The organism is Pseudomonas sp. B6002, assembly GCF_013385985.1.
Taxonomy (GTDB): Bacteria; Pseudomonadota; Gammaproteobacteria; order Pseudomonadales; family Pseudomonadaceae; genus Aquipseudomonas.
Window position 1 is genome coordinate 508,796 of record NZ_JACAOY010000004.1, and the last position, 24,967, is coordinate 533,762.

A 24,967-nucleotide genomic window follows, 5' to 3' on the forward strand; every position below is an offset into this window, starting at 1 on the left:
TCGCTGGCTTCAGCTATAGCGACACTGGTGCTTTTTCGCACAAAGCATTCAGCGCCTTCGCCCACTGCGGGTCGTCATTGAGGCACGGCACCAGCACCAACTCCTCGCCCCCCGCCTCGCGGAACTGTTCCAGCCCGCGATCGCCGATCTCTTCGAGCGTCTCGATGCAATCGGCGACAAACGCCGGGCACATCACTAGCAGCTTTTTCACGCCTTGCTGGGCGAGGGTTTCCAGGCGGGCCTCGGTGTAGGGCTCGATCCACTTCGCCCGGCCCAGGCGCGATTGGAAGGCCACCGACCACTTGTCCTCTGGCAAGCCCATGCGCGCGGCAAAATCCCGTGCCACGCTGAAACACTGCCCGCGATAACAGGTGGCACGCACCTGCGCCGAGGCGTTCGCGCAGCAATCGGTGGCACCGTCGAAGGTGTGGCCAGGGTTGAGTTTTTGCAGATGCCGCTCCGGCAAGCCGTGGAAGCTGAACAGCAGGTGATCGTAATCCTGCTGCAAATGCGGCTTGGCGCTGGCCACCAGGGCGTCGAGGTATTCGGGTTGGTCGTAGAAGGGTTGCAGGATCGCCAGCGGCAGATCGAGTTTTTTCTCACGCAGCACGCGGCGGGCTTCTTCAACCACCGTGGTCACCGTGCTGTCGGCAAACTGCGGGTACAGCGGCGCCAGGGTGACCTTGCGAATGCCTTGGGCGGCGAGACGGGTCAACACGCTTTCAATCGACGGCTCGCCGTAGCGCATCGCCAATTCCACCGGGCCGTGGGTCCATTGCGAGGTCATTTGCTGTTGCAGGCGACGGCTGAGCACCACCAGCGGCGAGCCCTCGTCCCACCAGATGGACGCGTAGGCGTGGGCTGATTGCTCGGGGCGCTTGATCAGGATCAGCGACACCAGCAAACGCCGCACCGGCCACGGCAAGTCGATCACGTAGGGGTCCATCAGGAATTGATTGAGGTAGCTGCGCACATCGGCCACCGAAGTGGACGCCGGTGAACCCAGGTTGACCAGTAACAACGCGTGATCCGTCATGCAACATCCTATGGCTAGAGGCGGCTGGACAAGTCTTCCAGGGCCGCGTGCAACTCTGTGAACTGAAAAGTGAAACCGGCCGCCAGCAAGCGTTCGGGCACCGCTTTCTGGCCGCCCAACAGCAACCCGGACAACTCGCCCAGCCCAACCTTCAACGCAAACGCCGGCATCGGCATGTACGCAGGGCGGTGCAGCACCTGGCCCAGGGTCTTGGCAAACTCGCGGTTGCGCACTGGGTGCGGCGCGCACGCATTATAAGGACCGCTGGCGTCGTTCTTGTGCAGAAGAAAATCAATCAGGGCGATTTGATCCTTGATATGCACCCACGGCATCCACTGCCGACCATCGCCGATCGGCCCGCCCAGCGCCAGCTTGAATGGCAGCAGCAACCGCGACAAAAAGCCGCCCTGCGCCGCCAGCACCAGGCCGGTGCGCACCAGCACTACGCGCACGCCCAAGGCTTCGGCGCGCAAAGCGGTTTCTTCCCAGGCAATACAGAGCTGGCTGGGGAAGTCATCCTGCACCGGGCCGCTTGCCTCGGTCAGTTCGCGCTCGCCGCCGTCGCCATACCAGCCCACCGCAGAGCCGGATATCAGCACGGCGGGTTTGCGCTCCAGACTCTCGATCCACGCCAGCAGGGTTTCGGTGAGGCTGATGCGGCTGCTCCACAACAACGCCTTGCGCTTGCGGGTCCAGGGGCGATCCGCGATCGGCGCACCCGCCAGGTTGATGACCGCATCCACCGGGCCGATCACCTCTTGCAGACGGCCAACGCCCAGCACTTGAGCACCACACCATTTGGCGACCGTCTCCGGCTCACGGCTCCACACCGTAAGTTGATGCCCCTGCGCCAGCCAGTGTTGGCACAGTTGGCGGCCGATCAGACCCGTACCGCCGGTCAGCAAAATATGCATGGGACGCTCCTGATGTAACGTTCGCCGTCGATCACTGGTCTATTTTATAGGAAGGGATCATTTGTAAACGGGCGTAACGTTGGCTAAGCCTCAGCTTTAACCATAGGTCACACCGTTAGAACAGGCACGCCAAAACTTATACCAAAAAACAATATTGTACAGCTATTGGTGTCGGCGTAGTCTGTACCCAAAGGTAAAACGAGGCCTCCCATGACTGTTCCCATCGCGATCATCGGCACCGGCATCGCCGGTCTCTCAGCCGCCCGAGCGTTACGAGACGCAGGGCATGTTGTACAACTCTTTGATAAAAGCCGCGGCAGTGGTGGCCGCATGTCCAGCAAGCGCAGCGATGCGGGCGCCTTGGATATGGGCGCACAGTACTTCACCGCCCGCGACCGGCGCTTCGTCAACGAAGTGCAACGCTGGCAAAGCAACGGTTGGGCCGAGCAATGGAAGCCCCAGCTGTACAACTTCAAGTCCGGCCAACTCACCCCCTCCCCCGATGAACAGATCCGCTGGGTCGGCACGCCACGCATGAGCGCCATCACCCGCGCCCTGCTCGATGACCTGCCGGTGGAGTTTGGTTGCCGTATCACCGAAGTGTTCCAGGGCACCCAACACTGGAACCTGCTGGATGCCGACGGCGGCAATCACGGCCCCTTCAGCCATGTGGTCATCGCCACGCCGGCGCCGCAGGCCACCGCTCTACTGGCCGCAGCGCCCAAACTGGCGAGCGCCGCCGCAGGCGTGAAGATGGACCCGACCTGGGCCATCGCCCTGGCTTTCGACACGCCGCTGGACACCCCCATGGAAGGCTGCTTCGTACAAGACAGCCCCCTCGACTGGCTCGCCCGTAACCGCAGCAAACCCGGGCGCGACACCACCCTGGACACCTGGGTGCTGCATGCCACCAGTGCTTGGAGCAAGGCGCACCTGGACCTGCCCAAAGAAGCGGTGATCGAACACCTGCACGGCGCCTTCGCCGAATTGCTGCACAGCGCCATGCCCGCACCGTCCTTCAGCCTGGCGCACCGCTGGCTGTATGCGCGACCGTCCAGCAGCCACGAGTTCGGTGTGCTGGCCGACGCCGACCTGGGCTTGTATGTGTGCGGCGACTGGTGCCTCTCGGGCCGGGTCGAAGGGGCATGGCTCAGCGGCCAGGAAGCCGCGCGACGCTTGATCGAACACCTGCAATGAACCGCATCAACCCTGCCAAATTGCTGCTGTCGAAATGGACAGCAGCCCATCCACGCCACAAGGAAAAACACTTCCTGGTCACTGAGCTGTTTCGTGACGAAGAAGGCACCGTGCTGGAAATCGAGCTGCAAGCCGTAATGACCCGACGCGCTGAACGCCTGGCCTGGCAAACCCTGCAAAATGCCGAAGCCTGGCGGATGGGCTGGAAGTAACACGCCGCAAATACTTGTACAAAATATTTGACTTGTACAGCATCAAATCTATGATGAGATTTAGTTGTACAAGCTTTTCAGTTTGTATAGGAATCTCGCAGGGGTTTGGCCATGTCCAGCAGTGCAAAACCAAAGATCGCCATCAGCGCCTGTTTGCTGGGCGAAAACGTGCGTTTCAACGGTGGCCACAAACAATCCCTGCTGTGCAGCCAAACCCTTTCTGACTATTTCGACTTTGTGCCGCTGTGCCCAGAAGTCGCCATCGGCCTGGGTATCCCCCGCGAACCGATCCGTTTGGTCGGCGACCCCGCCCACCCGCAAGCCGTTGGCACCGTGCACCGAGAACTCAACGTCACCCAGCCGCTGGACGCATACGGCGAGCAGATGGCGGCGGAACACACTGACCTGTGCGGCTACATCTTCATGCAGAAGTCGCCGTCCTGTGGCCTGGAGCGGGTCAAGGTCTATCGCGACAACGGCACCCCGGTAGACGGCGGCGGGCGCGGCATCTATGCCCAGGCTTTTTGCGCCCGCCACCCCAACCTGCCCGTGGAAGAAGACGGCCGCCTGAATGACCCGGTGCTGCGTGAAAACTTCCTGACCCGCGTCTTCGTGTACGCCAGCTGGCACCAATTGCGTGCCGACGGCCTGACCCGCCACAGCCTGCTGGCCTTCCATTCTCGCTACAAATATTTGCTGATGGCCCACAGCCCGGCGCACTACAAAAGCCTCGGCCACCTGCTCGGCAGCATGAGCAAGCACACCCATCTCGAAGAATTGGCCGACTGCTACTTCAGCGACCTGATGACCGGCCTGAAAAAATGCGCCACCCGTGGCACCCACACCAACGTGCTGCAACACATCAGCGGCTACCTCAAGCAGGCCATCAGCGCCGACGACAAGCAGGAAATGCAAACCGTCATCGGCCAGTACCGCCATGGCATCGTGCCGCTGGTGGTGCCGCTGACCCTGCTCAAGCACCACTTTCGCCAACACCCGGACCGCTACATCGCGCAGCAGGCTTACCTGCAGCCGCACCCGGAAAATCTCAGCCTGCGAAACGCGATCTAACTATGAAACCTGCCCTGCAAGACGAACCCGGCGAAGACATTGCCAAAGCGCTCGAAGACGGCTGGTTGCCGATTCGCGAAGTGGCGCGCCAGACCGGCGTCAACGCCGTGACCCTGCGCGCCTGGGAACGCCGCTATGGCCTGATCGTGCCCCAGCGCACGCCCAAGGGCCATCGGCTGTTCAGCGCCGAGCATGTTCAACGTATCCACGCCATTCTGACGTGGCTCAATCGCGGCGTGCCGGTCAGCCAGGTGAAAGGCCTGATCGACTCCGCCCAAGCCAACCCCGACGCCGTCGAAAACGAATGGCACACCCTGCGCCAGAACCTGGTAACCGCCATCAGCGAACTGGCCGAGCGCCGGGTCGACGACGCTTTCAACCAGGCCATGGCGCTGTACCCGCCGCGCACCTTGTGCGAGCAATTGATGCTGCCGCTGCTCCAGGAACTGGAGCAACGCTGGCAAGGCCAGTTCGGCGCCCAGATGGAACGGGTGTTTTTCCTGTCCTGGCTGCGCAGCAAGTTCGGCGCACGCATCTACCACAACAACCGCCAGCTTCAAGGCGCGCCGCTGTTGCTGATCAATCATTCGGACCTGCCCCTGGAGCCCCACCTGTGGCTCAGCGCCTGGCTGGCGAGCAGCGCCGACTGCCCGGTGGAAGTCTTCGATTGGCCATTACCGGTGGGCGAGTTGGCCCTGGCGGTGGAGCACCTGCAACCCCGCGCAGTGTTGTTGTACTCAAGCAAGGCCCTCCACCTGTCGGCACTGGCCAAACTGTTCGGCGGCGTGAGTTGCCCAAAACTGATAACCGGACCAACGGTATGCATCCACAAGGCCGAGCTGGCCGTATTAACCCGTGACATCCCCGAATTGTTCGTGGCCGAAGACCCGTTGTCGGCTCATCAGTTACTGATCCAGCGTGGAATCGTTTAAATGCATTTGATCTGGCTGCGCACCGACCTGCGCCTACACGACAACACCGCCCTGGCCGCCGCGAGCCAGCGGGGCCCGATCGCGGCCGTGTACCTGATCACGCCCGAACAATGGCTGGCCCACGATGATGCCCCGTGCAAAGTCGACTTCTGGCTGCGCAACCTGGCGCACTTGAGCCAAGCGCTCGGTGCACTGAATATTCCGTTGCTGATCCGTACCTGCGCCACCTGGGACCAGGCGCCCGGCCTGCTGAGCACACTGTGCCGCGAGTTGTCGGTGGAGTCGGTCCATGTCAACGAGGAATACGGCATTCACGAGAGTCGCCGTGATGCCGCCGTGGCCAAGGCGCTGGAAGCCGACGGTGTGACGTTCCACAGCTACCTGGACCAACTGTTTTTCCAACCCGGCAGCGTGTTGACCAAAACAGGCACCTATTTCCAGGTGTTCAGCCAGTTCCGAAAAGTCTGCTACACCCGCTTGCACAGCGCCTTGCCACGCTTGGTGGCCACGCCAAAGGCCCAGGCAAAAACCGCCATGCACAGCGACCCGGTGCCTGAAACCGTCGACGGCTTCGAACCGCCCAGCGACACCTTGCGCGCCCTCTGGCCGGCCGGTGAAGACGAAGCCCGTCGCCGTCTCGACGCCTTCGCCGACCAGCAGATCAGCTACTACAAGGACGAACGCGACTTCCCGGCCAAGCCCGGCACCAGCCAGCTCTCGGCCTACCTGGCTGCCGGCGTGGTGTCGCCACGCCAATGCCTGCACGCTGCATTGCAGACCAATCAGGGTGAATTCGAAAGCGGCGACATGGGCGCCATCACCTGGATCAACGAACTGCTGTGGCGCGAGTTCTACAAACATATCCTCGTGGGCTACCCACGGGTATCGCGCCACCGTGCGTTCCGCCCCGAGACCGAAGCCGTGGCCTGGCGCAATGCACCCAAAGACCTCGCCGCCTGGCAGGAGGCGCGCACCGGCTTGCCGATCATCGACGCCGCCATGCGCCAGTTGCTCGAAACCGGCTGGATGCATAACCGCCTGCGCATGGTGGTGGCGATGTTCCTGACCAAGAACCTGCTGATCGACTGGCGCGAAGGTGAACGGTTCTTCATGCGCCATTTGATCGACGGCGACCTCGCGGCGAACAACGGCGGCTGGCAATGGAGCTCGTCCACCGGCACTGACTCGGCGCCTTACTTCCGCATCTTCAGCCCACTGAGCCAGTCGGAGAAATTCGACGGCGAAGGCGTGTTCATCAAGCGCTGGCTGCCGGAACTGGCCGCGCTGAATAAAAAGGAAGTGCACAACCCTGAGGCGGTCGGCGGCCTGTTCGGCGTGGCGGACTACCCGCGTGCGATCGTCGACCTGAAGAAATCCCGGGAGCGGGCATTGGCGGCCTTCCGCAGCCTGCCTTCACGTGAAGCGGTCGGAGGTGCACATGAGTGACTTCCTGCGCCGGTTCGCCCAGGCGTTTGCCACGCTGGACAAGTACAACCTGCACCTGCTCGACAGCCTGTACAGCAAGGACATCGCCTTCGCCGACCCGCTGCATGAAGTGCACGGCCTGCCCGCGATGCATCGCTATTTTGCTGACCTGTACAGCAACGTCAGCCAGTTGCGCTTCGACTTCCACGGCTTCGACCAGGTGGCGGAAGGCGAAGGCTACCTGCGCTGGAAAATGAGTTTTTGTCACCCGCGCCTGGCCAATGGCAAGGTGATCCGGGTGGAAGGTTGTTCGCACCTGATGTGGCGCGACAAGGTGTACCGCCATCGCGATTATTTCGATGCCGGCGCGATGCTCTACGAACACTTGCCCGTGCTGGGCAGTGTGGTCAGCTGGCTGAAAAGGAGAATGGGATGAGCCTTACACCGCCCCGTCGTTATTGGCTGACCGGCGCCAGCAGTGGCATCGGTGCCGCGCTGGCCGTGGAACTGCTCAACAGCGGCGCCCACGTGGCGCTCAGCTCGCGCACCAAAGGCCCGCTGGAAGCCCTCGCCCAACGCTACCCGGGGCAGGTGCTGGTGGTGGCCGGCGACCTGACAAACAGCCAGACCGTGCGCGAAATCGGCGAGCGCATCGGCGCGGCCTGGGGCTCGCTCGACACCGTGATCCTCAACGCCGGCACCTGTGAATACGTGGACGCCCGGCAGTTCGACTCATCGATCATCGAACACGTGGTGCGCACCAACTTGCTGGCCAGCAGTTACTGCATCGAAGCCGCGCTGCCGCTGTTGCGCGCCGGGCAAACGCCGCATTTGGTAGGCGTTGCCAGTGCCGTGACCTACCTGCCGATGCCGCGCGCCGAAGCCTATGGCGCGTCCAAGGCGGGGCTGCGTTACCTGTTTGAATCGCTGCGCATCAGCCTGTCGCCGGAAAATATCGACGTCACGGTGATCAGCCCAGGCTTCGTCGACACACCACTGACCGAGCGCAACGACTTCCCCATGCCCCTGAGCTGGCCCGCCGGCAAGGCCGCCAGGCACATCTTTGCCAAGTTGGAAAAACGTCCGCTGGAAATCGCCTTCCCGGCCCTTTTCATCGCCACGCTGTGGCCGCTGTCGAAATTGCCCAACCGCGCACAATTGATCATCGGCAAACGCATGCTGCGCAGCCCGCCGCCGCAGAAGGACGACCTGTGAAGATCGCGATTGTTGGCAGCGGGATTGCCGGGTTGACCAGTGCTTACCTGCTCAGCCGTAACCACGACATCACGCTGTTCGAAGCGGGCGAGCGCATCGGCGGGCATACCCACACGGTCAACGTGACCGTGGAGGATAAAAGCTACGCAGTGGACACCGGCTTTATCGTGTTCAACGACTGGACCTATCCCAACTTCATTCGCCTGTTGGGGCAGATCGGCGTGAAATTCAAACCCACCGAAATGAGCTTTTCGGTGAGTGATCAGGGTGAAGGCTTCGAGTACAACGGCAACAACCTCAACAGCCTGTTCGCCCAGCGCAGCAATATTTTGTCTCCGGGGTTCTGGGGCATGTTGCGCGACATCCTGCGCTTCAATCGCCAGGCGCCACTGGACCTGCAAGAGCAACGCATCAGTGCCGAGATGACCCTGGGCGATTACCTCCAGGCCGGGGGCTACGGCCCGCGGTTCATCCGGCATTACATCGTGCCGATGGGCGCGGCGATCTGGTCGATGTCCCTGGCCGACATGCTGGGGTTTCCCTTGCAGTTCTTCGTGCGTTTCTTCAAGAACCACGGCTTGCTCTCGGTGAACAACCGGCCGCAGTGGTGCGTGATCGACGGCGGCTCCAGCAGCTACATCGAACCGCTCACCCGCAGCTTTCGTGAACATGTTCGGCTCAATTGCCCTGTGCATAACGTGGAGCGCACAGAGGATGGCGTGGTTATCCACAGCCCGGCCGGCCGGGAGACCTTTGATCGGGTGGTGTTTGCCTGCCACAGCGACCAGGCCCTGGCGTTGCTCGCCGACCCAAGCCAGGCCGAACAGGAAATCCTGGGCGCCCTGCCCTACGCCGACAATGACGTGGTGCTGCACACCGACACCCGCCTACTGCCGGACCGCAAACTGGCCTGGGCCAGCTGGAACTACCGGCTGACCGGCAGCGAGCAGACCCAGGCGGCCGTGACCTACGACATGAACATCCTGCAAGGCATCGACAGCGCCACCACCTTTTGCGTCAGCCTCAACCAGACGCCAATGATCAACCCGCTGAAGATCCTTGCCCGCTACACCTACGCACACCCGCAATACAGCCTGGCGGCCGTGGCTGCCCAAGCGCGCTGGCAAGAGTTGCACGGCACGCGCAATACCTTTTATTGCGGTGCCTACTGGGCCAACGGTTTCCACGAAGACGGCGTGACCAGCGCCTTGCGTGTGGCCGAAGCCTTTGGAGAGCGCCTGTGAACAGCGCCCTGTACAGCGGCTGGATCGCCCATCGGCGGTTCGCGCCCAAGGCCCATGCGTTTCGTTACCGCATCGGCCTGCTGTACCTGGATTTGAGCGAACAAGACGAAGTGCTCGGGCTCTCGCCCCTGGCCGGCGCGAGTCGCCTTGCGCCCTTCGGCTTTCGCCAGCAGGACTACCTGCGTGAATTGACGCGCCACGGCATGAGCTTGACCGATGCCGTGCGCCACGAAGTCGGCAAGGCACTGGGGCGTACACCCCAGGGCGTAATCTGCCTACTGACCCAGGCCCGCAGTTGGGGCCTGGCTTTTAACCCTGTGAGTTTCTTCTACTGTTTCGAGGCCGACGGACAACTGGCCGCGATCCTGTGTGAAGTGACCAACACCCCCTGGCGCGAGCGCTATCACTACGTGCTGCCCGCCCAGGCGCTGGGTGCCGATGAGCACCAGCATTTTGCCGTGGCCAAGGCCTTTCATGTGTCACCGTTTTTGCCGCGCGAGCTGGAATACCGCATGAGCTTCAGCCCGCCCGCCGCCAGGCTCGGCGTGCACATGGCCGACTGGCAAGGCGACTTTAAAGTCTTCGACGCCACCCTGAACCTGCAAAAAGAAGCCCTGAGCCGCGCCAGCCTGCACCGCTACCTGTGGCGCTTTCCGTGGATGACCGCCAAGACGTGCCTGGCGATTTACTGGCAGGCCCTGCGCCTGTTGCTCAAACGCACACCGATTTTTTCCCACCGGGCCGCCGATGGCGCCTCTCGCACCGCAGTCGGGTATACCAAGGATCGCCGCCATGAAAACCCCTAGCTTATCGGTCAAGGCCAACCGCCTGAACGTCAACGGCATGACCACCGCGCTGCTGCGCAAGGCGGTACTGCGCCAACTCAGCCAGTTGCGCCATGGCCAGTTGGTGGTGATCGAGGACGGCGAACGCCAAGTGTTCGGTGCCCGGGAAGCGCACCTGTTGGGGGAAATCCAGATCCTCGATTCGGCCGTGTGGGGCCTGGTGGCGGCCAACGGTTCCATCGGTGCGGGCGAGGCGTTTATCCACGGTTATTGGAGCAGCCCGGACCTCACCGCCGTGGTGCGGGTGATGGTCAGCAACCTGGATGTTCTGGATGCGATGGAAGGCGGCCTGGCACGGCTGGCTCGCCCGTTCACCCAAGGCCTGCACTGGCTCAACCGCAACACGCGCAAGGGCTCACAGAAAAACATCGCCGCTCACTACGACCTGGGCAATGACCTGTTCGAAGAATTCCTCGACCCGACGATGATGTATTCGGCGGCGCAATTCCTGACCCCCGACGACACGTTGGAACAGGCGCAGTTGAACAAACTGGAACGCATCTGCCAGAAGCTCGCGCTCAAGCCGACTGACCACTTGCTGGAAATCGGCACCGGCTGGGGCAGCATGGCGCTGTATGCGGCCCAGCACTATGGCTGCAAGGTCACCACCACGACCTTGTCCAAGGAGCAGTTTGCCTACACCGAAAAACGCATCGACGCCCTGGGCCTGAACGACCAGGTGACCCTGTTGCTGCAAGACTATCGCGACCTCACCGGCCAATACGACAAGTTGGTTTCGATCGAGATGATCGAGGCCGTGGGCCACCGGTTTCTGCCGACCTACTTCAAGCAATGCGCGCACTTGCTCAAGGCCGACGGCCTGATGTTGCTGCAAGCCATCACCATTCGGGAACAGCGCTTCGAGCAGGCCAAGAACAGTGTCGACTTCATTCAGCGCTATATCTTCCCCGGTGGCGCCCTGCCGTGCGTGCAAAACATGCTGCACATCGTCAGTCGCGACACCGACATGAACCTGCTGCACATGGAGGATTTCGGCCTGCACTACGCGCGAACCCTGCGCCTGTGGCATGAGAACTTTCGCCGCGCCCACGGCCGCCTCGCCGAGTTGGGCTACGATGAGTACTTCCTGCGCTTGTGGGAGTTCTACTTGTGCTACTGCGAAGGGGGGTTCATGGAACGAACGATTGGTACCGCGCAGTTGCTGCTGGCCAAGCCTGCGGCGATCAACCCGCCGCTGCTCGGGCGCTTCAGTGCTTAAACCGCTGGTCAATGCCGCGCTGTTCCAGTGCGGCTGGTTTGCCTGCGTACTCGGTGGCGACAGCCGCTGGCTGCTGGTGGGGTTCGCCGCGCTGGCCCTTCATTTGCTGTGGACAAGTTCCTGGGCCGAGGAAGGCCAAGTGATCCTCGCGGTGACCTTGCTCGGCACGGTGATCGACACCTCGTTGCGCACCTTTGGTGTGTTTCATTTCAGCCTGCCCGGGCCGCTGATTCCGTTCTGGCTGGTGCTGCTGTGGGCATTGCTCGCGACCACGTTGCGCCATTGCCTGGCGTGGACCGCACGCCCCTGGTGGCGTGCCAGCGTGTTGGGCGCAGCGGCCGGGCCCTTGTCCTATTACGCAGGTAGCCAATTGGCCGGCGTGAGTTTCGGCTACGCCACGGCGCCTACGCTGATCGGCCTCGCGCTGCTGTGGGCCGTGGCGTTCCCGGTGCTGCATTGGGTTGCGCGGCAGCTGGGGCACTGACGTCTGTCAGAGCAATCACACGCGCCTGACGCGCTTGCCTTACACTGCGCGCCTATGACAGACATCCCCCACGTTCAGATCCCCGAACCCGCCGTCACCTGCTCGACGTGCGCGGCCTGCTGCTGCCAGCTGGAAGTGATGCTGATCACCGACACCGGCGTGCCGGAGCGCTATATCGATACGGACGATTGGGGCGGCGAGGTCATGCTGCGCCTAGACGATGGCTGGTGCGCGGCGCTGGATCGGGACACGATGATGTGCACGATCTATGAGCGACGGCCGCTGATTTGCAGGGAGTTCGAAATGGGGGCACCGGAGTGCCTGGAGGAACGGCAGGGGATTGCCACCGCTTACCGCTGATCGCGAATATGGCGATATTCAAATGTGGGAGCTGGCTTGCCTGCGATGGCGTCACCTCGGTATGACTGATACACCGAGGTGCCTGCATCGCCGGCAAGCCAGCTCCCACATAGGTTTGTGGTGCTCGGGGATTTACAGCGGCAAGGTGTAGTGCAGCGAGTAGCTCTCTACGCCGTCGTTGTTGCTGCTGATGCCCGCGTTGGAATAGTGCGTGGCGCGAATGCCCACTTCATGTCCACCGGCAAAGCGCAGGCCAAAGCCCAAACGGTCTTCGAACTGGAAGGCCTGGCCGATGTTGTTGTCCTCGACCCGCGTGCGGGAGAACACCGCCACACCAATCCCTGCCTCGATGTACGGCTTGACCTTTTCCCCGGCAAACTCATACACAAACACCGGCGAGAACGACAGGCTGCTGACACTGGCGCGCTTGTCGCCGTCCCAGTAGGTGTAGGCGCCGCTCCAGTAACCGGTCAACCGCCCGGTATCGCTCTGCCACCAGCTTTTATCCCAATCCGACGTCAACCCCAACCGGTAGGTCATGGTTGAATCGCTGGTACTCCCCACCCCGAATTCAAGGCCAGCGGCCTGTGCCGAAACCGAGTGTCCCACCACGACGGCCGCAATCGCGGCCAAACAGAACAAGCGCTTCATAAGAAACAATCCTTTGAGAACGACGTTATTTGGTTTTGTGCAGGCTAACTCGCTATAGAAGCTGGCGTGTAGACAGAAGTTCAGCTTCTAACCCCGGTATTTCACGAATTTTTCACGAGCCAAAACTACGCACAACGCCGGGAGATTTCCATAGTGTCGGTAGGATATTTCTGAGGTGGTCGGCGTCGCCGCTGGTCCAGAACTGCGCAGGCTGCGGATTGCCGTCGGCCAACAGGTCGCGCTCACTCAGCAGGCGCTTGAGTTGGCGAGCCACGGCGGCGCCGGTGTCGATCAGGATGATGCTGGGGGGCAGCATCTGCGCCAGCAGCGGCTTGAGGAAGGGGTAATGGGTGCAGCCAAGAATAATGGTGTCGCAACCGGCGCTGAGCAGCGGCTCGACATAACCCTGCAACATCTGGCGTAACGCGGGGCTGCACAAGTCGCCGGTTTCAATCAGCTCCACCAGGCCCGGGCAGGGTTGGGTGATCACCCGCACGTCGGTGGCGAAGCGGTCGAGCAACGCGGCGAACTTGGCGCTTTGCAGGGTGCCGGTGGTCGCCAGTACACCGACCACACCGCTGCGGGTAGCGGCAGCGGCCGGCTTGACCGCAGGCTCCATGCCCACCAACGGCCAGTCGGGATAGTCCAGGCGCAAATCCCCAACGGCGGCGACGGTCGCGGTGTTGCAGGCGATCACAAACGCCTTGGCACCGTGGCCGCGGAGAAACTCCGCCACCAATCGCGAGCGCTCAAGAATATAGCCTGGGGTTTTCTCGCCATAAGGAATGTGCCCGCAGTCGGCCACATACAACAGCGACTCATGGGGCAACAGCTGCTGGATTTCATCGAGCACCGTCAGCCCGCCGATGCCGGAATCGAACACACCGATGGGCGCGTCCTTAACCATGCTGCGCTCCACATACGCTGCAGCCGGGGTCGCGCTTGACCCGCAATTCGCGAAAACGCGTGGTCAATGCATCAATCAACAGCAGGCGACCCACCAGCGGCTCACCAAACCCGGCCAGCAGTTTCAACGCTTCCAGGGCTTGCAGGCTGCCGACCACACCCACCAGCGGGCCGACCACGCCGGCCTCGCTGCAGGTCAGTTCGGTGTCGCTGCCGTGCCCATATAAACAGTGGTAGCACGGACTCTCGGCGCGGCGCGGATCGAATACCGACAACTGGCCTTCAAGGCGAATGGCGGCGCCGCTGACCAAGGGTTTACCGGCTGCCACACACGCGGCATTCACGGCTTCGCGGGTGGAGAAGTTGTCACTGCAATCAAGCACCACATCCACCGCTGTTACGGCGGCGGCCAGGGAGTCGGCATCCAGTGCGCCGCGATGGGCGACCAACGTGATCTCGGGGTTGATGCCCGCCAGGCGTTGCAACGCCGAGTCGACCTTGGTCTGCCCCACGCTGTGGGTGTCATGGATGATCTGGCGTTGCAGGTTGGTCAGGTCGACGGTGTCGAAGTCCGCCAGGTGCAACTCACCCACGCCGGCGGCCGCCAAGTACAACGCCACCGGCGCGCCCAGGCCACCGAGGCCGATGATCAGGGCGCGGCCGTTTTTCAGGCGCAACTGGCCGTCGATGTCGACCTGCTGCAACAGGATCTGCCGGCTATAGCGCAACAGCTCCTGATCGGTCAGCACGGGCGGCGCCCCAGGGTGATGCGTTCGTGGCTGCCGAGGTCGATACGGCTGTGGACCTCCTCAAAGCCTTCACCCGACAACAGGTCACGCACGGCCGCAGCCTGGTCATAACCGTGTTCGAGCAACAACCAGCCACCGGCATTCAGGTGCGCTGGCGACTGCGCGATGATCAAACGCAGGTCGTCCAGGCCGTCATGGCCCGCGACCAGTGCACTGGCCGGCTCAAAGCGCACATCGCCCGCCACCAGGTGCGGGTCGTTGGCGGCAATGTACGGCGGGTTGCTGATGATCAGGTCGTAAGTACGGCCTTGCAGGGCACTGAACCAATGGCTGTTCAGCACCGTCGCGTTATTGAGGTGCAGCCGCTGGCGGTTGCGCTCGGCGAGGGCCACGGCTTCGAGCACGCGGTCGACCGCCGTTACCTGCCAGGCCGGACGCTCGCTGGCCAGGGCCAGGGCGATGGCGCCACTGCCGGTGCCCAGGTCAAGAACGTGGGTGGGCGTGGCCGGCAACAATTCCAGTGCCGCTTCCACCAGCAATTCGGTGTCCGGGCGCGGGATCAGGGTGTGGGGCGCGACTTCCAGGTCGAGCTTCCAGAAACCTTGCTGGCCGAGAATATAGGCCACCGGCTCACCACCACGGCGGCGCTGCAGGTAACCGGCGAAGGTCAAGGCATCTTCGCTGCTGACGATTTTTTCCGGCCAGGTGTGCAGATAGCTGCGAGGCTTGCCCAGGGCGGCGGCCAGCAACAACTCGGCATCCAGGCGCGCGGTAGGCGAGTCTGGCAGGTCGGCGGCGCGCAACAGGCTGGCGATGATGGTCATTTATTCACCGATCGCTGCGAGTTGGTCGGCCTGGTATTCGGCGAGCAACGGCTCGATCACCGCTTCGACGCCACCGGCGAGGATCTCGTCCAGGGAATAAAGGGTGAGGTTGACCCGGTGGTCGGTGACCCGGCCTTGGGCAAAGTTGTAGGTACGGATGCGTTCGGAGCGGTCGCCCGAACCCACCAGCAACTTGCGCTCGCTGGCAATCGCATTGGCGGCGGCGCTGGTCTGCTGGTCATTGAGTTTGGCCGACAACCACGACATCGCCCGCGCACGGTTCTTGTGCTGGGAACGTTCTTCCTGGCACTCCACCACAATGCCCGACGGCAAGTGAGTGATGCGGATGGCGGAGTCGGTCTTGTTCACGTGCTGACCACCGGCGCCCGACGAGCGGTAAGTGTCGATGCGCAGGTCGGCCGGGTTGATCTCGATGGCTTCCTGTTCATCCGGCTCGGGCAACACGGCCACGGTACACGCGGAGGTGTGGATGCGGCCCTGGGATTCAGTCGCCGGCACACGCTGTACGCGGTGTGCGCCGGATTCGAACTTCAGCTTGCCGTAGACGTTGTCGCCCTCGACCCGCGCGATGACTTCTTTATAGCCGCCGTGCTCACCCTCGTTTTCCGAGAGGATTTCCACGCGCCAGCCGCGACGCTCGGCGTAACGCGAATACATGCGGAACAGGTCGCCGGAGAAAATCGCCGCCTCGTCACCACCGGTGCCGGCGCGAATTTCGAGGAACACGTTGCGCCCGTCGTTAGGGTCCTTGGGCAACAGCATGCGCTGCAGGTCGCCTTCCAGCTCGGCGAGTTTTTCCTTGGCCTCGCGGACTTCTTCCACGGCCATTTCGCGCATGTCCGGGTCGCTGTCCTTGAGCAGCGCCTGGGCGCCTTCGAGGTCGGCCTGCACTTTCAGCAGGTTTTTGTAAGTGGCGACAACCGGTTCGACTTCGGCGTATTCCTTGGAATAGGCGCGGAACTTGGTCTGATCGGCAATGACTTCGCCGTCGCCGAGCAAGGCGGTCAGTTCTTCGAAACGGTCCTGGAGCACGTCCAGTTTATTGAGCAGTGACGCTTTCATTGCGGTTTTTTATCCGAAGAGCTATCTGACGCGCCCTCACCGAGGGCAAAGAGTTCCTGGGCCATGGCCAGCGCATCGAGGCGGCCTTCGGCGGTAAGCTTTTTCAACTGTACGCTGGGGGCGTGGAGCAACTTGTTGGTCAAGCCACGGGCCAGCTGCATCAACACCTCTTCGGCGCTGCTGCCGTTGGCCAGCAAGCGCTGGGCCTTGCTCAACTCCTCGTCGCGCAGGCGTTCGCCCTGCTGACGATACGCCTTGAGCACGTCCACCGCCGCCAGTTCACGCAGGCGCACCATGAAGTCTTCGGCGCCGGTGCTGACCATTTCCTCGGCGGCCTGGGCAGCGCCCTGGCGGCTCTTGAGGTTTTCGGCGACCACCTCGTGCAGGTCGTCGACGCTGTAGAGGTAAACGTCGTCCAACTCGCCGACTTCTGGCTCGATATCCCGGGGAACGGCAATGTCCACCATGAAGATCGGTTTGTGCTTGCGCAGCTTCAGCGCACTCTCCACCGCGCCTTTGCCCAGGATCGGCAACTGGCTGGCGGTGGAGCTGATCACGATATCGCTGCGCACCAGCTCGGCCGGGATGTCCGACAGCAACACCGCATGGGCACCGAACTGTTCGGCCAGGATGCTCGCGCGCTCCAATGTACGGTTGGCGACCACGATGCGCTTCACACCCAGGTCATGCAGGTGACGGGCGACCAGGGTGATGGTTTCACCGGCGCCGATCAGCAGGGCCTGGCTGCGCTGCAGGTCGCTGAAAATCTGTTTGGCCAGGCTGACGGCGGCAAACGCCACGGACACCGGGTTCTCACCGATGGCGGTGTCGGTGCGCACTTGCTTGGCGGAATTGAATGTGGCCTGGAACAGGCGGCCCAGCAACGGCCCCACGGTACCGGCCTCACGGGCCACGGCGTAGGCGGATTTCATCTGGCCCAGGATCTGCGGTTCGCCCAGCACCAGCGAGTCGAGCCCTGCGGCGACGCGCATCATGTGACGAACTGCCGCATCTTCTTCGTGCACATAAGCGCTGGCGCGCAGGTCGTCGAGGCTCAAATGGTGATAATCGGCCAGCCAGCGCAGCACCCCATCCGCTGAAAGATGTTCCTGCTCTATATAAAGCTCGCTGCGATTGCAGGTCGAAAGGATCGCAGCTTCGCGGCTGTCGGTGAGCCGGCAGAGCTGCTGCAAGGCCTCAACCAACTGCTCTGGCGTGAACGCAACGCGCTCGCGCACGTCTACGGTAGCAGTCTTGTGGTTAATACCGAGTGCGAGGAAGGCCATTCAATATCGCTGATGATGTCGGGAAGCCGACAATTGTCCTACTTCGAATGATTCAGAACAACCACCGTAGGCTATTGTCCTAATGCCTTGTGTCTATAAAGGCACCAACTGAGACTCGGTTATGTTTGGCCGAAGGCTTGTGTCATGATGATCCGACCGCAGGTTAGTCGTCCTCTTCCTATATGAATAGATCTTCCGCGTTGCTCCTTGCTTTTGTCTTCCTCAGCGGCTGCCAGGCCTTGGCCCCCGTGTCGCCGGACGGTACGCCGCCGGTCGAAGACAGCACCCCCGCCCCTGAAAAGCCCAAGGTTTATTCCTCGTTCAAGGAAGAAACGATCTACAGCCTGCTGACCGCGGAACTCGCCGGCCAGCGCAATCGTTTCGATATTGCCCTGGATAACTACGTGACCCAGGCCATCAATACCCAGGACCCGGGCATTTCGGAGCGCGCGTTTCGCATTGCCGAATACCTGGGAGCCGACCAGGCCGCGCTGGATACCTCGCTGATCTGGTCAAAAAACGCCCCGGACGACCTGGAAGCGCAGCGGGCGGCGGCGGTACAACTGGCACGTGCCGGGCGGTATGACGACTCCATGGTCTATATGGAGAAAGTCCTGCAGGGCAAGGGCGACACCCATTTCGATTTCCTCGCGCTGTCGGCCGCCGACACTGACCAGGACACACGCAATGGCCTGATGAAGAGTTTCGACCGCCTGCTGCAAAAGCATCCGAAGAACAGCCAGCTGATTTTCGGCAAAGCATTGCTGCTGCAACAGGATGACGAGGCCGACGCAGCACTGAAACTGTTGGAGCAGAACCCGCCGGAAGACGGCGAGATCGCGCCGATCCTGCTGCGTGCTCGCCTGCTGCAGAACCTCAATCGCGGCAAGGAAGCGGTGCCACTGCTGGAAAAAAGCATCAAGAAGTACCCCGATGACAAACGCCTGCGCCTGACGTACGCGCGCACGCTGGTCGAGCAGGACCGCATGGAGGACGCCAAAGTGCAGTTCGCCAACCTGGTCCAGCAATACCCGGACGACGACGAGCTGCGCTATTCCCTGGCACTGGTGTGCCTGGAAGCCAAGGCCTGGGACGAGGCCAAGGGGTACCTGGAAGAGTTGATCCAACGCGAAAGCCATGTGGACTCGGCGCACCTGAACCTCGGTCGTATCGCTGAAGAGCGTAATGACCCGCAGGCGGCCTTGCTCGAATACGCCCAGGTCGGCCCCGGCAATGACTATCTGCCGGCCCAGTTGCGTCAAGCCGACATTTTGATGAGCAACGGCCGCACCGACGAGGCGGAAAAACGCCTGGCCGCTGCACGCGATGCCGAACCGGATTACGCGATTCAGCTGTACCTGATCCAGGCCGAAACGTTGTCGGCCAATAATCAGGGCGAACGCGCCTGGAAATTGCTGCAACAAGCCTTGCTGCAATACCCGGACGATTTGAACCTGCTCTATACCCGTGCCATGCAGGCGGAAAAGCGCAATGACCTGGCGCAGATGGAAAAAGACCTGCGCCTGATCATCAAGCGCGACCCGGACAACGCCATGGCGCTCAATGCCCTGGGCTACACGCTGTCGGATCGCACGACGCGCTACGACGAAGCCAAGGTGCTGATCGAACAAGCCCACAAGCTGAACCCGGAAGACCCGGCCGTGCTCGACAGCCTGGGCTGGGTGAATTACCGCCTGGGCAACCTGGATGAAGCCGAACGTTTGCTGCGCCAGGCGCTGGAGCGCTTCCCCGACCAGGAAGTCGCCGCCCACCTGGGCGAAGTGCTGTGGGCCAACGGCAAGCAGCGCGAAGCACGCCAAATCTGGGAAAAATTCCTCAAGGAACAACCCGAAAGCCCCATCCTGCGCGGCACCATCAAGCGCTTGACCGGATCCGAGACCCTTTAAGCTTATGTTCTTGCGCCACGTTGTAGTCTTCAGTTTTATCGCCCTGCTCGCCGGTTGCGCGGGCATAGGCAGCCGTGAATCCGTTGAAGGCCAGGGCAACCCGGCGCAATGGAAACAGCACAAGGACCAGCTCAGCAGCATTGACGGCTGGCAGATCGAAGGCAAGGTCGGGGTTCGTGCGCCGAAGGATTCCGGCAGCGGCACCTTGTTCTGGCTGCAACGCCAGGACTACTACGACATTCGCCTGTCCGGCCCGCTGGGTCGGGGTGCAGCACGCCTGACCGGGCGCCCGGGGCAGGTGAGCCTTGAAGTGGCCAACCAGGGGCGCTACGAAGCGGCCTCGCCGGAAGCGTTGCTGGAAGAACAGATGGGCTGGAAGTTGCCGGTGTCTCACCTGGTCTGGTGGGTGCGCGGCTTGCCTGCGCCGGATAGCAAAAGTCGCCTTAGCCTCAACGGCGACAGTCGCCTGGCTACCCTGGAGCAGGATGGCTGGCAGGTCGAATACCTGAGCTACGTCGAGCAAGGCGGTTACTGGCTGCCCGAGCGTATCAAGCTGCATGGTACTGACCTTGACGTCACGCTGGTGATCAAGGACTGGCAACCACGCAAGCTGGGGCAATAACGTGACTGTAGAACGCCTGACCCTGCCCTCCCCCGCAAAACTCAATTTGATGCTGCACATTCTGGGTCGCCGTGAAGACGGCTACCACGAGTTGCAGACGCTGTTTCAGTTTCTCGACTACGGCGATGAATTGACCTTCGCCGTGCGCGACGACGGCGTCATCAAGCTGCACACCGAATTCGAAGGCGTGCCTCACGACAGTAATCTGATTGTGAGGGCGGCGAAAAAACTTCAGGCGCAATCCGGTTGCGCCCTCGGTATCGACATCTGGATCGATAAAATCTTGCCCATGGGCGGTGGCATCGGTGGTGGCAGCTCGAATGCCGCGACCACCTTGCTGGGTCTGAACCATCTGTGGAAGCTGGGCTGGGACGCTGATCGCCTTGCGGCGCTGGGCCTTACGCTAGGGGCGGACGTCCCGGTTTTCGTGCGTGGGCACGCGGCTTTCGCCGAGGGCGTTGGGGAGAAACTCACCCCCGAATACCCCGAAGAGCCTTGGTATGTCGTGCTTGTGCCGCAAGTCTCTGTAAGTACAGCAGAAATTTTTTCAGATCCGTTGTTGACACGTAACTCTTCTCCCATTAAAGTGCGCCCCGTTCCCAAGGGAAACAGTCGAAATGACTGCTTACCGGTTGTAGCAAGGCGTTATCCAGAGGTACGTAACGCATTGAATTTGTTAGGTAAATTTACCGAAGCAAAATTAACCGGAACTGGAAGTTGTGTGTTTGGGGGCTTCCCAAGCAAAGCTGAAGCTGATAAAGTCTCGGCCCTTCTTACAGAGACCCTTACAGGGTTTGTAGCAAAGGGAAGCAACGTTTCGATGTTGCATCGCAAGCTGCAAAGTCTGCTCTAAAAGGAACCGAGTGTTAGGCACTCGTTGCAACAGATACAGGGGCGTCGCCAAGCGGTAAGGCAGCAGGTTTTGATCCTGCCATGCGTTGGTTCGAATCCAGCCGCCCCTGCCATTTTCTAATACTCATCCAGGTTACCCTCAGCCTCTAGGTACTGCGCGTGTCCAAGATGATGGTCTTTACGGGGAATGCTAACCCCGATCTGGCTCGGCGTGTCGTACGTCAGCTGCATATCCCTCTCGGTGACATCTCTGTCGGTAAATTCTCCGACGGCGAAATTACAGCCGAGATCAATGAAAACGTCCGCGGTAAAGATGTCTTCATTATTCAGCCGACCTGCGCTCCGACCAACGATAACCTGATGGAACTCGTCGTGATGGCTGATGCCTTCCGCCGCTCCTCAGCGACTCGAATCACAGCTGTAATCCCTTACTTTGGTTATGCCCGTCAGGATCGCCGTCCGCGTTCCGCACGTGTGGCTATCAGCGCGAAAGTCGTTGCTGACATGCTGACCGTGGTAGGTATCGACCGTGTTCTCACGGTTGACCTGCACGCTGACCAAATCCAGGGATTCTTCGATATTCCGGTAGATAACATCTACGGCTCCCCAGTATTGGTGGATGACATCGAAGACCAGCGCTTTGAAAACCTGATGATCGTGTCCCCGGACATTGGTGGCGTCGTGCGTGCACGGGCTGTTGCCAAATCCCTGGGCGTGGACCTCGGGATCATCGACAAACGCCGTGAAAAAGCCAATCACTCTGAAGTGATGCATATCATCGGTGATGTCGAAGGGCGTACCTGTATTCTGGTTGATGACATGGTCGACACCGCCGGCACCCTGTGCCACGCGGCAAAAGCCTTGAAAGAGCACGGTGCAGCAAAAGTCTTCGCCTACTGCACACACCCTGTGCTGTCGGGCCGAGCGATCGAGAACATCGAGAACTCCATGCTGGACGAACTGGTGGTGACCAACACCATCCCGTTGTCCGCAGCCGCTCAAGCCTGTTCGCGTATCCGTCAACTGGATATCGCACCGGTAGTTGCCGAGGCGGTCCGCCGCATCAGCAATGAAGAATCGATCAGCGCGATGTTCCGTTAAGGGTCAAACCTTCGGTACACCTCACTGACGAAAAGCGCCCCGCCCCAGCATTCTGTTGGGGCGGGGCTTTTTTGCCCATGTCGAGTACGGCGCTGGTCGCAAACGCCCCTCGATGATGGCTATTTTGGAGATACAAAATGACTGACTTTACTCTGAACGCCCAAGCGCGTACTGACCTGGGGAAAGGTGCGAGCCGCCGCCTGCGTCACGCCGCCAACATCCCAGCCGTTGTTTACGGTGGTAACAAGCCTGCTGAGTCCGTGACCATCCTGGCCAAGGAAATCGCCAAGCTGTTCGAAAACGAAGCTGCCTACAGCCACGTTATCGAGCTGAACGTCGACGGCACCAAGCAGAACGTCATCGTTAAAGCGATGCAGCGCCACCCGTCCAAGCAGTTCATCATGCACGCTGACTTCGTTCGCGTTGTTGCTGGCCAGAAGCTGACCGCTATCGTCCCTGTACACTTCATCGGTGAAGAAGCACCGATCAAGAAAGGCGGCGAGATTTCTCACGTTGTGAACGAAATCGAAGTGACCTGCCTGCCGAAAGACCTGCCTGAGTTCATCGAAGTCGACCTGTCGGCCGCTGAAGTTGGCGCCATCATCCACCTGTCCGACCTCAAGGCCCCTAAAGGCGTTGAGTTTGTTGCACTGGCTCACGGTGATGACAAAGCTGTTGCAAACGTACACGCTCCACGCGTTGCACCAGAAGCTGAAGAAGGCGCTGCAGAGTAATTCACTCTGTATTGCCGGAGCTTGAGGAAACATCGCGGACCGGAACGTAGCGAGAAAGCGGGCGATAACGCGACGTTTACTCTTGAGTAAATGAGCTACTGTTGTCCACTTTCGCCGCACCAAGATCAGGCGATGTTATCCACAACTCCAAAGGAAGGGCCCCTGTCGTGACTGCCATTAAACTGATCGTTGGCCTGGGAAATCCAGGCGCCGAATACGAACAGACCCGGCATAACGCGGGGGCCCTTTTTGTTGAGCGTATCGCCCACGCGCAAGGTGTGAACCTTGCGGCCGATCGCAAATATTTTGGCCTGACCGGACGCTTCTCGCATCAGGGTCAGGATGTTCGTCTGCTGATTCCCACCACCTACATGAACCGCAGCGGCCAGGCTGTCGCGGCGCTTGCGGGCTTCTTCCGGATAAAGCCTGAAGAAATCCTGGTGGCCCATGACGAACTCGACCTGCCACCCGGTGTTGCCAAGCTCAAGCTCGGCGGCGGCCATGGTGGGCACAACGGATTGCGCGACATCATCGCGCAGCTGGGTAATCAGAATAATTTCTACCGTCTGCGGCTTGGCATTGGCCACCCGGGCGTTGCCAGTATGGTTTCAAATTTCGTCCTGGGTCGTGCGCCACGCGCCGAACAGGAAAAACTCGATGCCAGCATCGACTTTGCCCTCGGCGTGCTGCCGGATATCTTCGCCGGTGAATGGAACCGCGCGATGAAAAACCTGCACAGCCAGAAGGCCTGACTCTTACCGAGGGGAAACACCATGGGATTCAATTGCGGCATCGTCGGCCTGCCCAACGTCGGCAAATCCACCCTGTTCAACGCCCTGACCAAGTCCGGTATTGCGGCGGAGAACTTCCCCTTCTGCACCATCGAACCCAACAGCGGTATCGTGCCGATGCCGGATCCACGCCTGGACGCCCTGGCGGCCATCGTCAATCCGAAGCGCATCCTGCCGACCACCATGGAATTCGTCGACATCGCAGGCCTGGTCGCCGGCGCGTCCAAAGGTGAAGGCCTGGGCAACAAGTTCCTGGCCAACATCCGTGAGACCGATGCCATCGCTCACGTGGTCCGCTGCTTTGAAGACGAGAACGTGATTCACGTCTCCAACAGCGTCGACCCAAAACGCGACATCGAGATCATCGACCTGGAACTGATCTTCGCCGACCTCGACAGCTGCGAAAAACAACTGCAGAAAGTCGCGCGTAACGCCAAGGGCGGCGACAAGGACGCAGTGGTCCAGAAAGGCCTGCTGGAGCAACTGATCGCGCACTTCACCGAAGGCAAGCCTGCGCGCAGCCTGATGAAGAACATGGGCGCCGACGAGAAGGCCGTGATCAAGGGCTTCCACCTGCTGACCACCAAGCCGGTGATGTACATCGCCAACGTGGCCGAAGACGGCTTCGAGAACAATCCGCTGCTCGACGTGGTCAAGGCCATTGCCGATGAAGAAGGCGCGATCGTGGTGCCGGTGTGCAACAAAATCGAAGCGGAAATCGCCGAGCTCGAAGACGGCGAAGAAAAGGACATGTTCCTCGAAGCCCTGGGCCTGGAAGAGCCTGGCCTGAACCGTGTGATCCGCGCCGGTTACGAAATGCTCAACCTGCAGACCTACTTCACCGCCGGTGTGGAAGAAGTCCGTGCATGGACCGTCAAGGTCGGCGCAACCGCGCCACAAGCTGCCGGCGTAATCCACACCGACTTCGAAAAAGGCTTTATCCGTGCCGAAGTGATCGCATATAACGACTTCATTCAGTACAAGGGTGAAGCCGGTGCCAAGGAAGCCGGTAAATGGCGCTTGGAAGGTAAGGACTACATCGTTAAAGATGGCGATGTAATGCACTTCCGCTTCAACGTATAAGTGCCTTCTGCGGGTTTTCCGCAAACAAAAAGCCGATGCATTGCATCGGTTTTTTTGTGGGCGCTCGCCCCGCAAATAACCGTCAGCACAGCCATTACGACCATCACTTCAGATTAATCCTGTTTTCTTCCGCGCTTTTTTACGCCCCTCTTACATATACATCTCATCCCTCCGGGAATAACTCTTACTTTTCTTACAGAATACTGCTCATTCCTCTCTTACAA

The 24,967-nt window shown here is 61.0% G+C and carries 27 protein-coding genes and 1 tRNA gene; 20 read left to right on the top strand and 8 right to left on the bottom strand.

The window, feature by feature from the left end; genetic code table 11:
- Window positions 1-13 precede the first annotated feature (13 nt).
- The gene (hemH, locus tag HX792_RS05870; protein ID WP_176995174.1) at window positions 14-1,036 is read right to left on the bottom strand and encodes a ferrochelatase; all 1,023 of its coding nucleotides are present in this window, start codon (window positions 1,034-1,036) and stop codon (window positions 14-16) included.
- Window positions 1,037-1,050: 14 nt separating this feature from the next.
- A complete protein-coding gene (locus HX792_RS05875; protein ID WP_176995175.1) occupies window positions 1,051-1,950 on the bottom strand; it encodes a TIGR01777 family oxidoreductase in 900 nt (299 codons plus the stop codon).
- Between the two features lie 210 nt (window positions 1,951-2,160).
- On the opposite strand from HX792_RS05875, the gene HX792_RS05880 reads away from it, so the two are divergent.
- From HX792_RS05880 to HX792_RS05935, 12 genes are all read left to right on the top strand, one after another.
- Window positions 2,161-3,147, top strand: a complete 987-nt coding sequence (locus HX792_RS05880; RefSeq protein WP_176995176.1) for an NAD(P)/FAD-dependent oxidoreductase — start codon at window positions 2,161-2,163, stop codon at window positions 3,145-3,147.
- The gene (locus HX792_RS05885) at window positions 3,144-3,359 is read left to right on the top strand and encodes a TIGR02450 family Trp-rich protein (protein ID WP_176995177.1); all 216 of its coding nucleotides are present in this window, start codon (window positions 3,144-3,146) and stop codon (window positions 3,357-3,359) included. Before HX792_RS05880 ends, HX792_RS05885 begins: the two co-directional genes overlap by 4 nt.
- A gap of 111 nt (window positions 3,360-3,470) precedes the next feature.
- Window positions 3,471-4,430, top strand: a complete 960-nt coding sequence (locus HX792_RS05890; RefSeq protein ID WP_176995178.1) for a DUF523 and DUF1722 domain-containing protein — start codon at window positions 3,471-3,473, stop codon at window positions 4,428-4,430.
- A 2-nt stretch (window positions 4,431-4,432) separates the two neighbouring features.
- Entirely contained in the window at window positions 4,433-5,362 is a 930-nt protein-coding gene (locus tag HX792_RS05895; protein ID WP_176995179.1) for a MerR family transcriptional regulator, read from the top strand.
- Complete coding sequence (gene phrB, locus HX792_RS05900) at window positions 5,363-6,808, top strand: deoxyribodipyrimidine photo-lyase (RefSeq protein WP_176995180.1); 1,446 nt, start codon at window positions 5,363-5,365, stop codon at window positions 6,806-6,808.
- Complete coding sequence (locus tag HX792_RS05905) at window positions 6,801-7,223, top strand: nuclear transport factor 2 family protein (protein WP_176995181.1); 423 nt, start codon at window positions 6,801-6,803, stop codon at window positions 7,221-7,223. The genes phrB and HX792_RS05905 overlap by 8 nt, the downstream gene beginning before the upstream one ends.
- Window positions 7,220-8,002 carry an SDR family oxidoreductase gene (locus tag HX792_RS05910; RefSeq protein WP_176995182.1) on the top strand — a complete coding sequence of 261 codons (783 nt, stop codon included), beginning with the start codon at window positions 7,220-7,222 and terminating at the stop codon, window positions 8,000-8,002. The genes HX792_RS05905 and HX792_RS05910 overlap by 4 nt, the downstream gene beginning before the upstream one ends.
- Complete coding sequence (locus tag HX792_RS05915; RefSeq protein WP_176995183.1) at window positions 7,999-9,246, top strand: FAD-dependent oxidoreductase; 1,248 nt, start codon at window positions 7,999-8,001, stop codon at window positions 9,244-9,246. Before HX792_RS05910 ends, HX792_RS05915 begins: the two co-directional genes overlap by 4 nt.
- Window positions 9,243-10,052: a DUF1365 domain-containing protein gene (locus tag HX792_RS05920; RefSeq protein WP_176995184.1), complete on the top strand. Its 810-nt coding sequence runs from the start codon at window positions 9,243-9,245 to the stop codon at window positions 10,050-10,052. The genes HX792_RS05915 and HX792_RS05920 overlap by 4 nt, the downstream gene beginning before the upstream one ends.
- Window positions 10,039-11,310 carry a cyclopropane-fatty-acyl-phospholipid synthase family protein gene (locus HX792_RS05925; RefSeq protein WP_176995185.1) on the top strand — a complete coding sequence of 424 codons (1,272 nt, stop codon included), beginning with the start codon at window positions 10,039-10,041 and terminating at the stop codon, window positions 11,308-11,310. Before HX792_RS05920 ends, HX792_RS05925 begins: the two co-directional genes overlap by 14 nt.
- Window positions 11,303-11,794, top strand: coding sequence for a DUF2878 domain-containing protein (locus HX792_RS05930; RefSeq protein WP_176995186.1), 492 nt, complete (start codon window positions 11,303-11,305; stop codon window positions 11,792-11,794). Before HX792_RS05925 ends, HX792_RS05930 begins: the two co-directional genes overlap by 8 nt.
- A 54-nt stretch (window positions 11,795-11,848) precedes the next feature.
- The gene (locus tag HX792_RS05935) at window positions 11,849-12,154 is read left to right on the top strand and encodes a YkgJ family cysteine cluster protein (RefSeq protein ID WP_176995187.1); all 306 of its coding nucleotides are present in this window, start codon (window positions 11,849-11,851) and stop codon (window positions 12,152-12,154) included.
- 132 nt (window positions 12,155-12,286) lie between these two features.
- On the opposite strand, the gene HX792_RS05940 is transcribed toward HX792_RS05935, so the two are convergent.
- The 6 genes from HX792_RS05940 to hemA form a co-directional block, all read right to left on the bottom strand.
- Complete coding sequence (locus HX792_RS05940; RefSeq protein ID WP_176995188.1) at window positions 12,287-12,805, bottom strand: acyloxyacyl hydrolase; 519 nt, start codon at window positions 12,803-12,805, stop codon at window positions 12,287-12,289.
- 112 nt (window positions 12,806-12,917) lie between these two features.
- Window positions 12,918-13,712, bottom strand: coding sequence for a glutamate racemase (murI, locus tag HX792_RS05945; RefSeq protein ID WP_176995189.1), 795 nt, complete (start codon window positions 13,710-13,712; stop codon window positions 12,918-12,920).
- Window positions 13,705-14,460, bottom strand: a complete 756-nt coding sequence (locus HX792_RS05950; RefSeq protein ID WP_176995190.1) for a molybdopterin-synthase adenylyltransferase MoeB — start codon at window positions 14,458-14,460, stop codon at window positions 13,705-13,707. Before HX792_RS05950 ends, murI begins: the two co-directional genes overlap by 8 nt.
- Window positions 14,454-15,284, bottom strand: coding sequence for a peptide chain release factor N(5)-glutamine methyltransferase (gene prmC, locus HX792_RS05955; RefSeq protein WP_176995191.1), 831 nt, complete (start codon window positions 15,282-15,284; stop codon window positions 14,454-14,456). Before prmC ends, HX792_RS05950 begins: the two co-directional genes overlap by 7 nt.
- Window positions 15,285-16,367, bottom strand: a complete 1,083-nt coding sequence (gene prfA, locus HX792_RS05960) for a peptide chain release factor 1 (RefSeq protein WP_176995192.1) — start codon at window positions 16,365-16,367, stop codon at window positions 15,285-15,287.
- Window positions 16,364-17,653: a glutamyl-tRNA reductase gene (gene hemA, locus HX792_RS05965; protein WP_176995193.1), complete on the bottom strand. Its 1,290-nt coding sequence runs from the start codon at window positions 17,651-17,653 to the stop codon at window positions 16,364-16,366. Before hemA ends, prfA begins: the two co-directional genes overlap by 4 nt.
- A gap of 182 nt (window positions 17,654-17,835) precedes the next feature.
- Between hemA and HX792_RS05970 the strand changes: the two genes are divergently transcribed.
- The 8 genes from HX792_RS05970 (at window position 17,836) to ychF (ending at window position 24,743) form a co-directional block, all read left to right on the top strand.
- A complete protein-coding gene (locus HX792_RS05970) occupies window positions 17,836-19,560 on the top strand; it encodes a tetratricopeptide repeat protein (RefSeq protein ID WP_176995194.1) in 1,725 nt (574 codons plus the stop codon).
- A 4-nt stretch (window positions 19,561-19,564) separates the two neighbouring features.
- The gene (lolB, locus tag HX792_RS05975) at window positions 19,565-20,182 is read left to right on the top strand and encodes a lipoprotein insertase outer membrane protein LolB (RefSeq protein ID WP_176995195.1); all 618 of its coding nucleotides are present in this window, start codon (window positions 19,565-19,567) and stop codon (window positions 20,180-20,182) included.
- 49 nt (window positions 20,183-20,231) lie between these two features.
- Window positions 20,232-21,035: a 4-(cytidine 5'-diphospho)-2-C-methyl-D-erythritol kinase gene (ispE, locus tag HX792_RS05980; RefSeq protein WP_218172577.1), complete on the top strand. Its 804-nt coding sequence runs from the start codon at window positions 20,232-20,234 to the stop codon at window positions 21,033-21,035.
- Between the two features lie 37 nt (window positions 21,036-21,072).
- Window positions 21,073-21,147 (top strand) — tRNA-Gln (locus HX792_RS05985).
- Window positions 21,148-21,193: 46 nt separating this feature from the next.
- Window positions 21,194-22,135: a ribose-phosphate pyrophosphokinase gene (locus HX792_RS05990; protein ID WP_003208392.1), complete on the top strand. Its 942-nt coding sequence runs from the start codon at window positions 21,194-21,196 to the stop codon at window positions 22,133-22,135.
- Between the two features lie 137 nt (window positions 22,136-22,272).
- Window positions 22,273-22,869 carry a 50S ribosomal protein L25/general stress protein Ctc gene (locus tag HX792_RS05995; RefSeq protein ID WP_176995197.1) on the top strand — a complete coding sequence of 199 codons (597 nt, stop codon included), beginning with the start codon at window positions 22,273-22,275 and terminating at the stop codon, window positions 22,867-22,869.
- Window positions 22,870-23,036: 167 nt separating this feature from the next.
- A complete protein-coding gene (pth, locus tag HX792_RS06000) occupies window positions 23,037-23,621 on the top strand; it encodes an aminoacyl-tRNA hydrolase (protein ID WP_003171596.1) in 585 nt (194 codons plus the stop codon).
- A gap of 21 nt (window positions 23,622-23,642) precedes the next feature.
- Window positions 23,643-24,743: a redox-regulated ATPase YchF gene (ychF, locus tag HX792_RS06005; RefSeq protein WP_176995198.1), complete on the top strand. Its 1,101-nt coding sequence runs from the start codon at window positions 23,643-23,645 to the stop codon at window positions 24,741-24,743.
- Window positions 24,744-24,967: the final 224 nt, after the last annotated feature.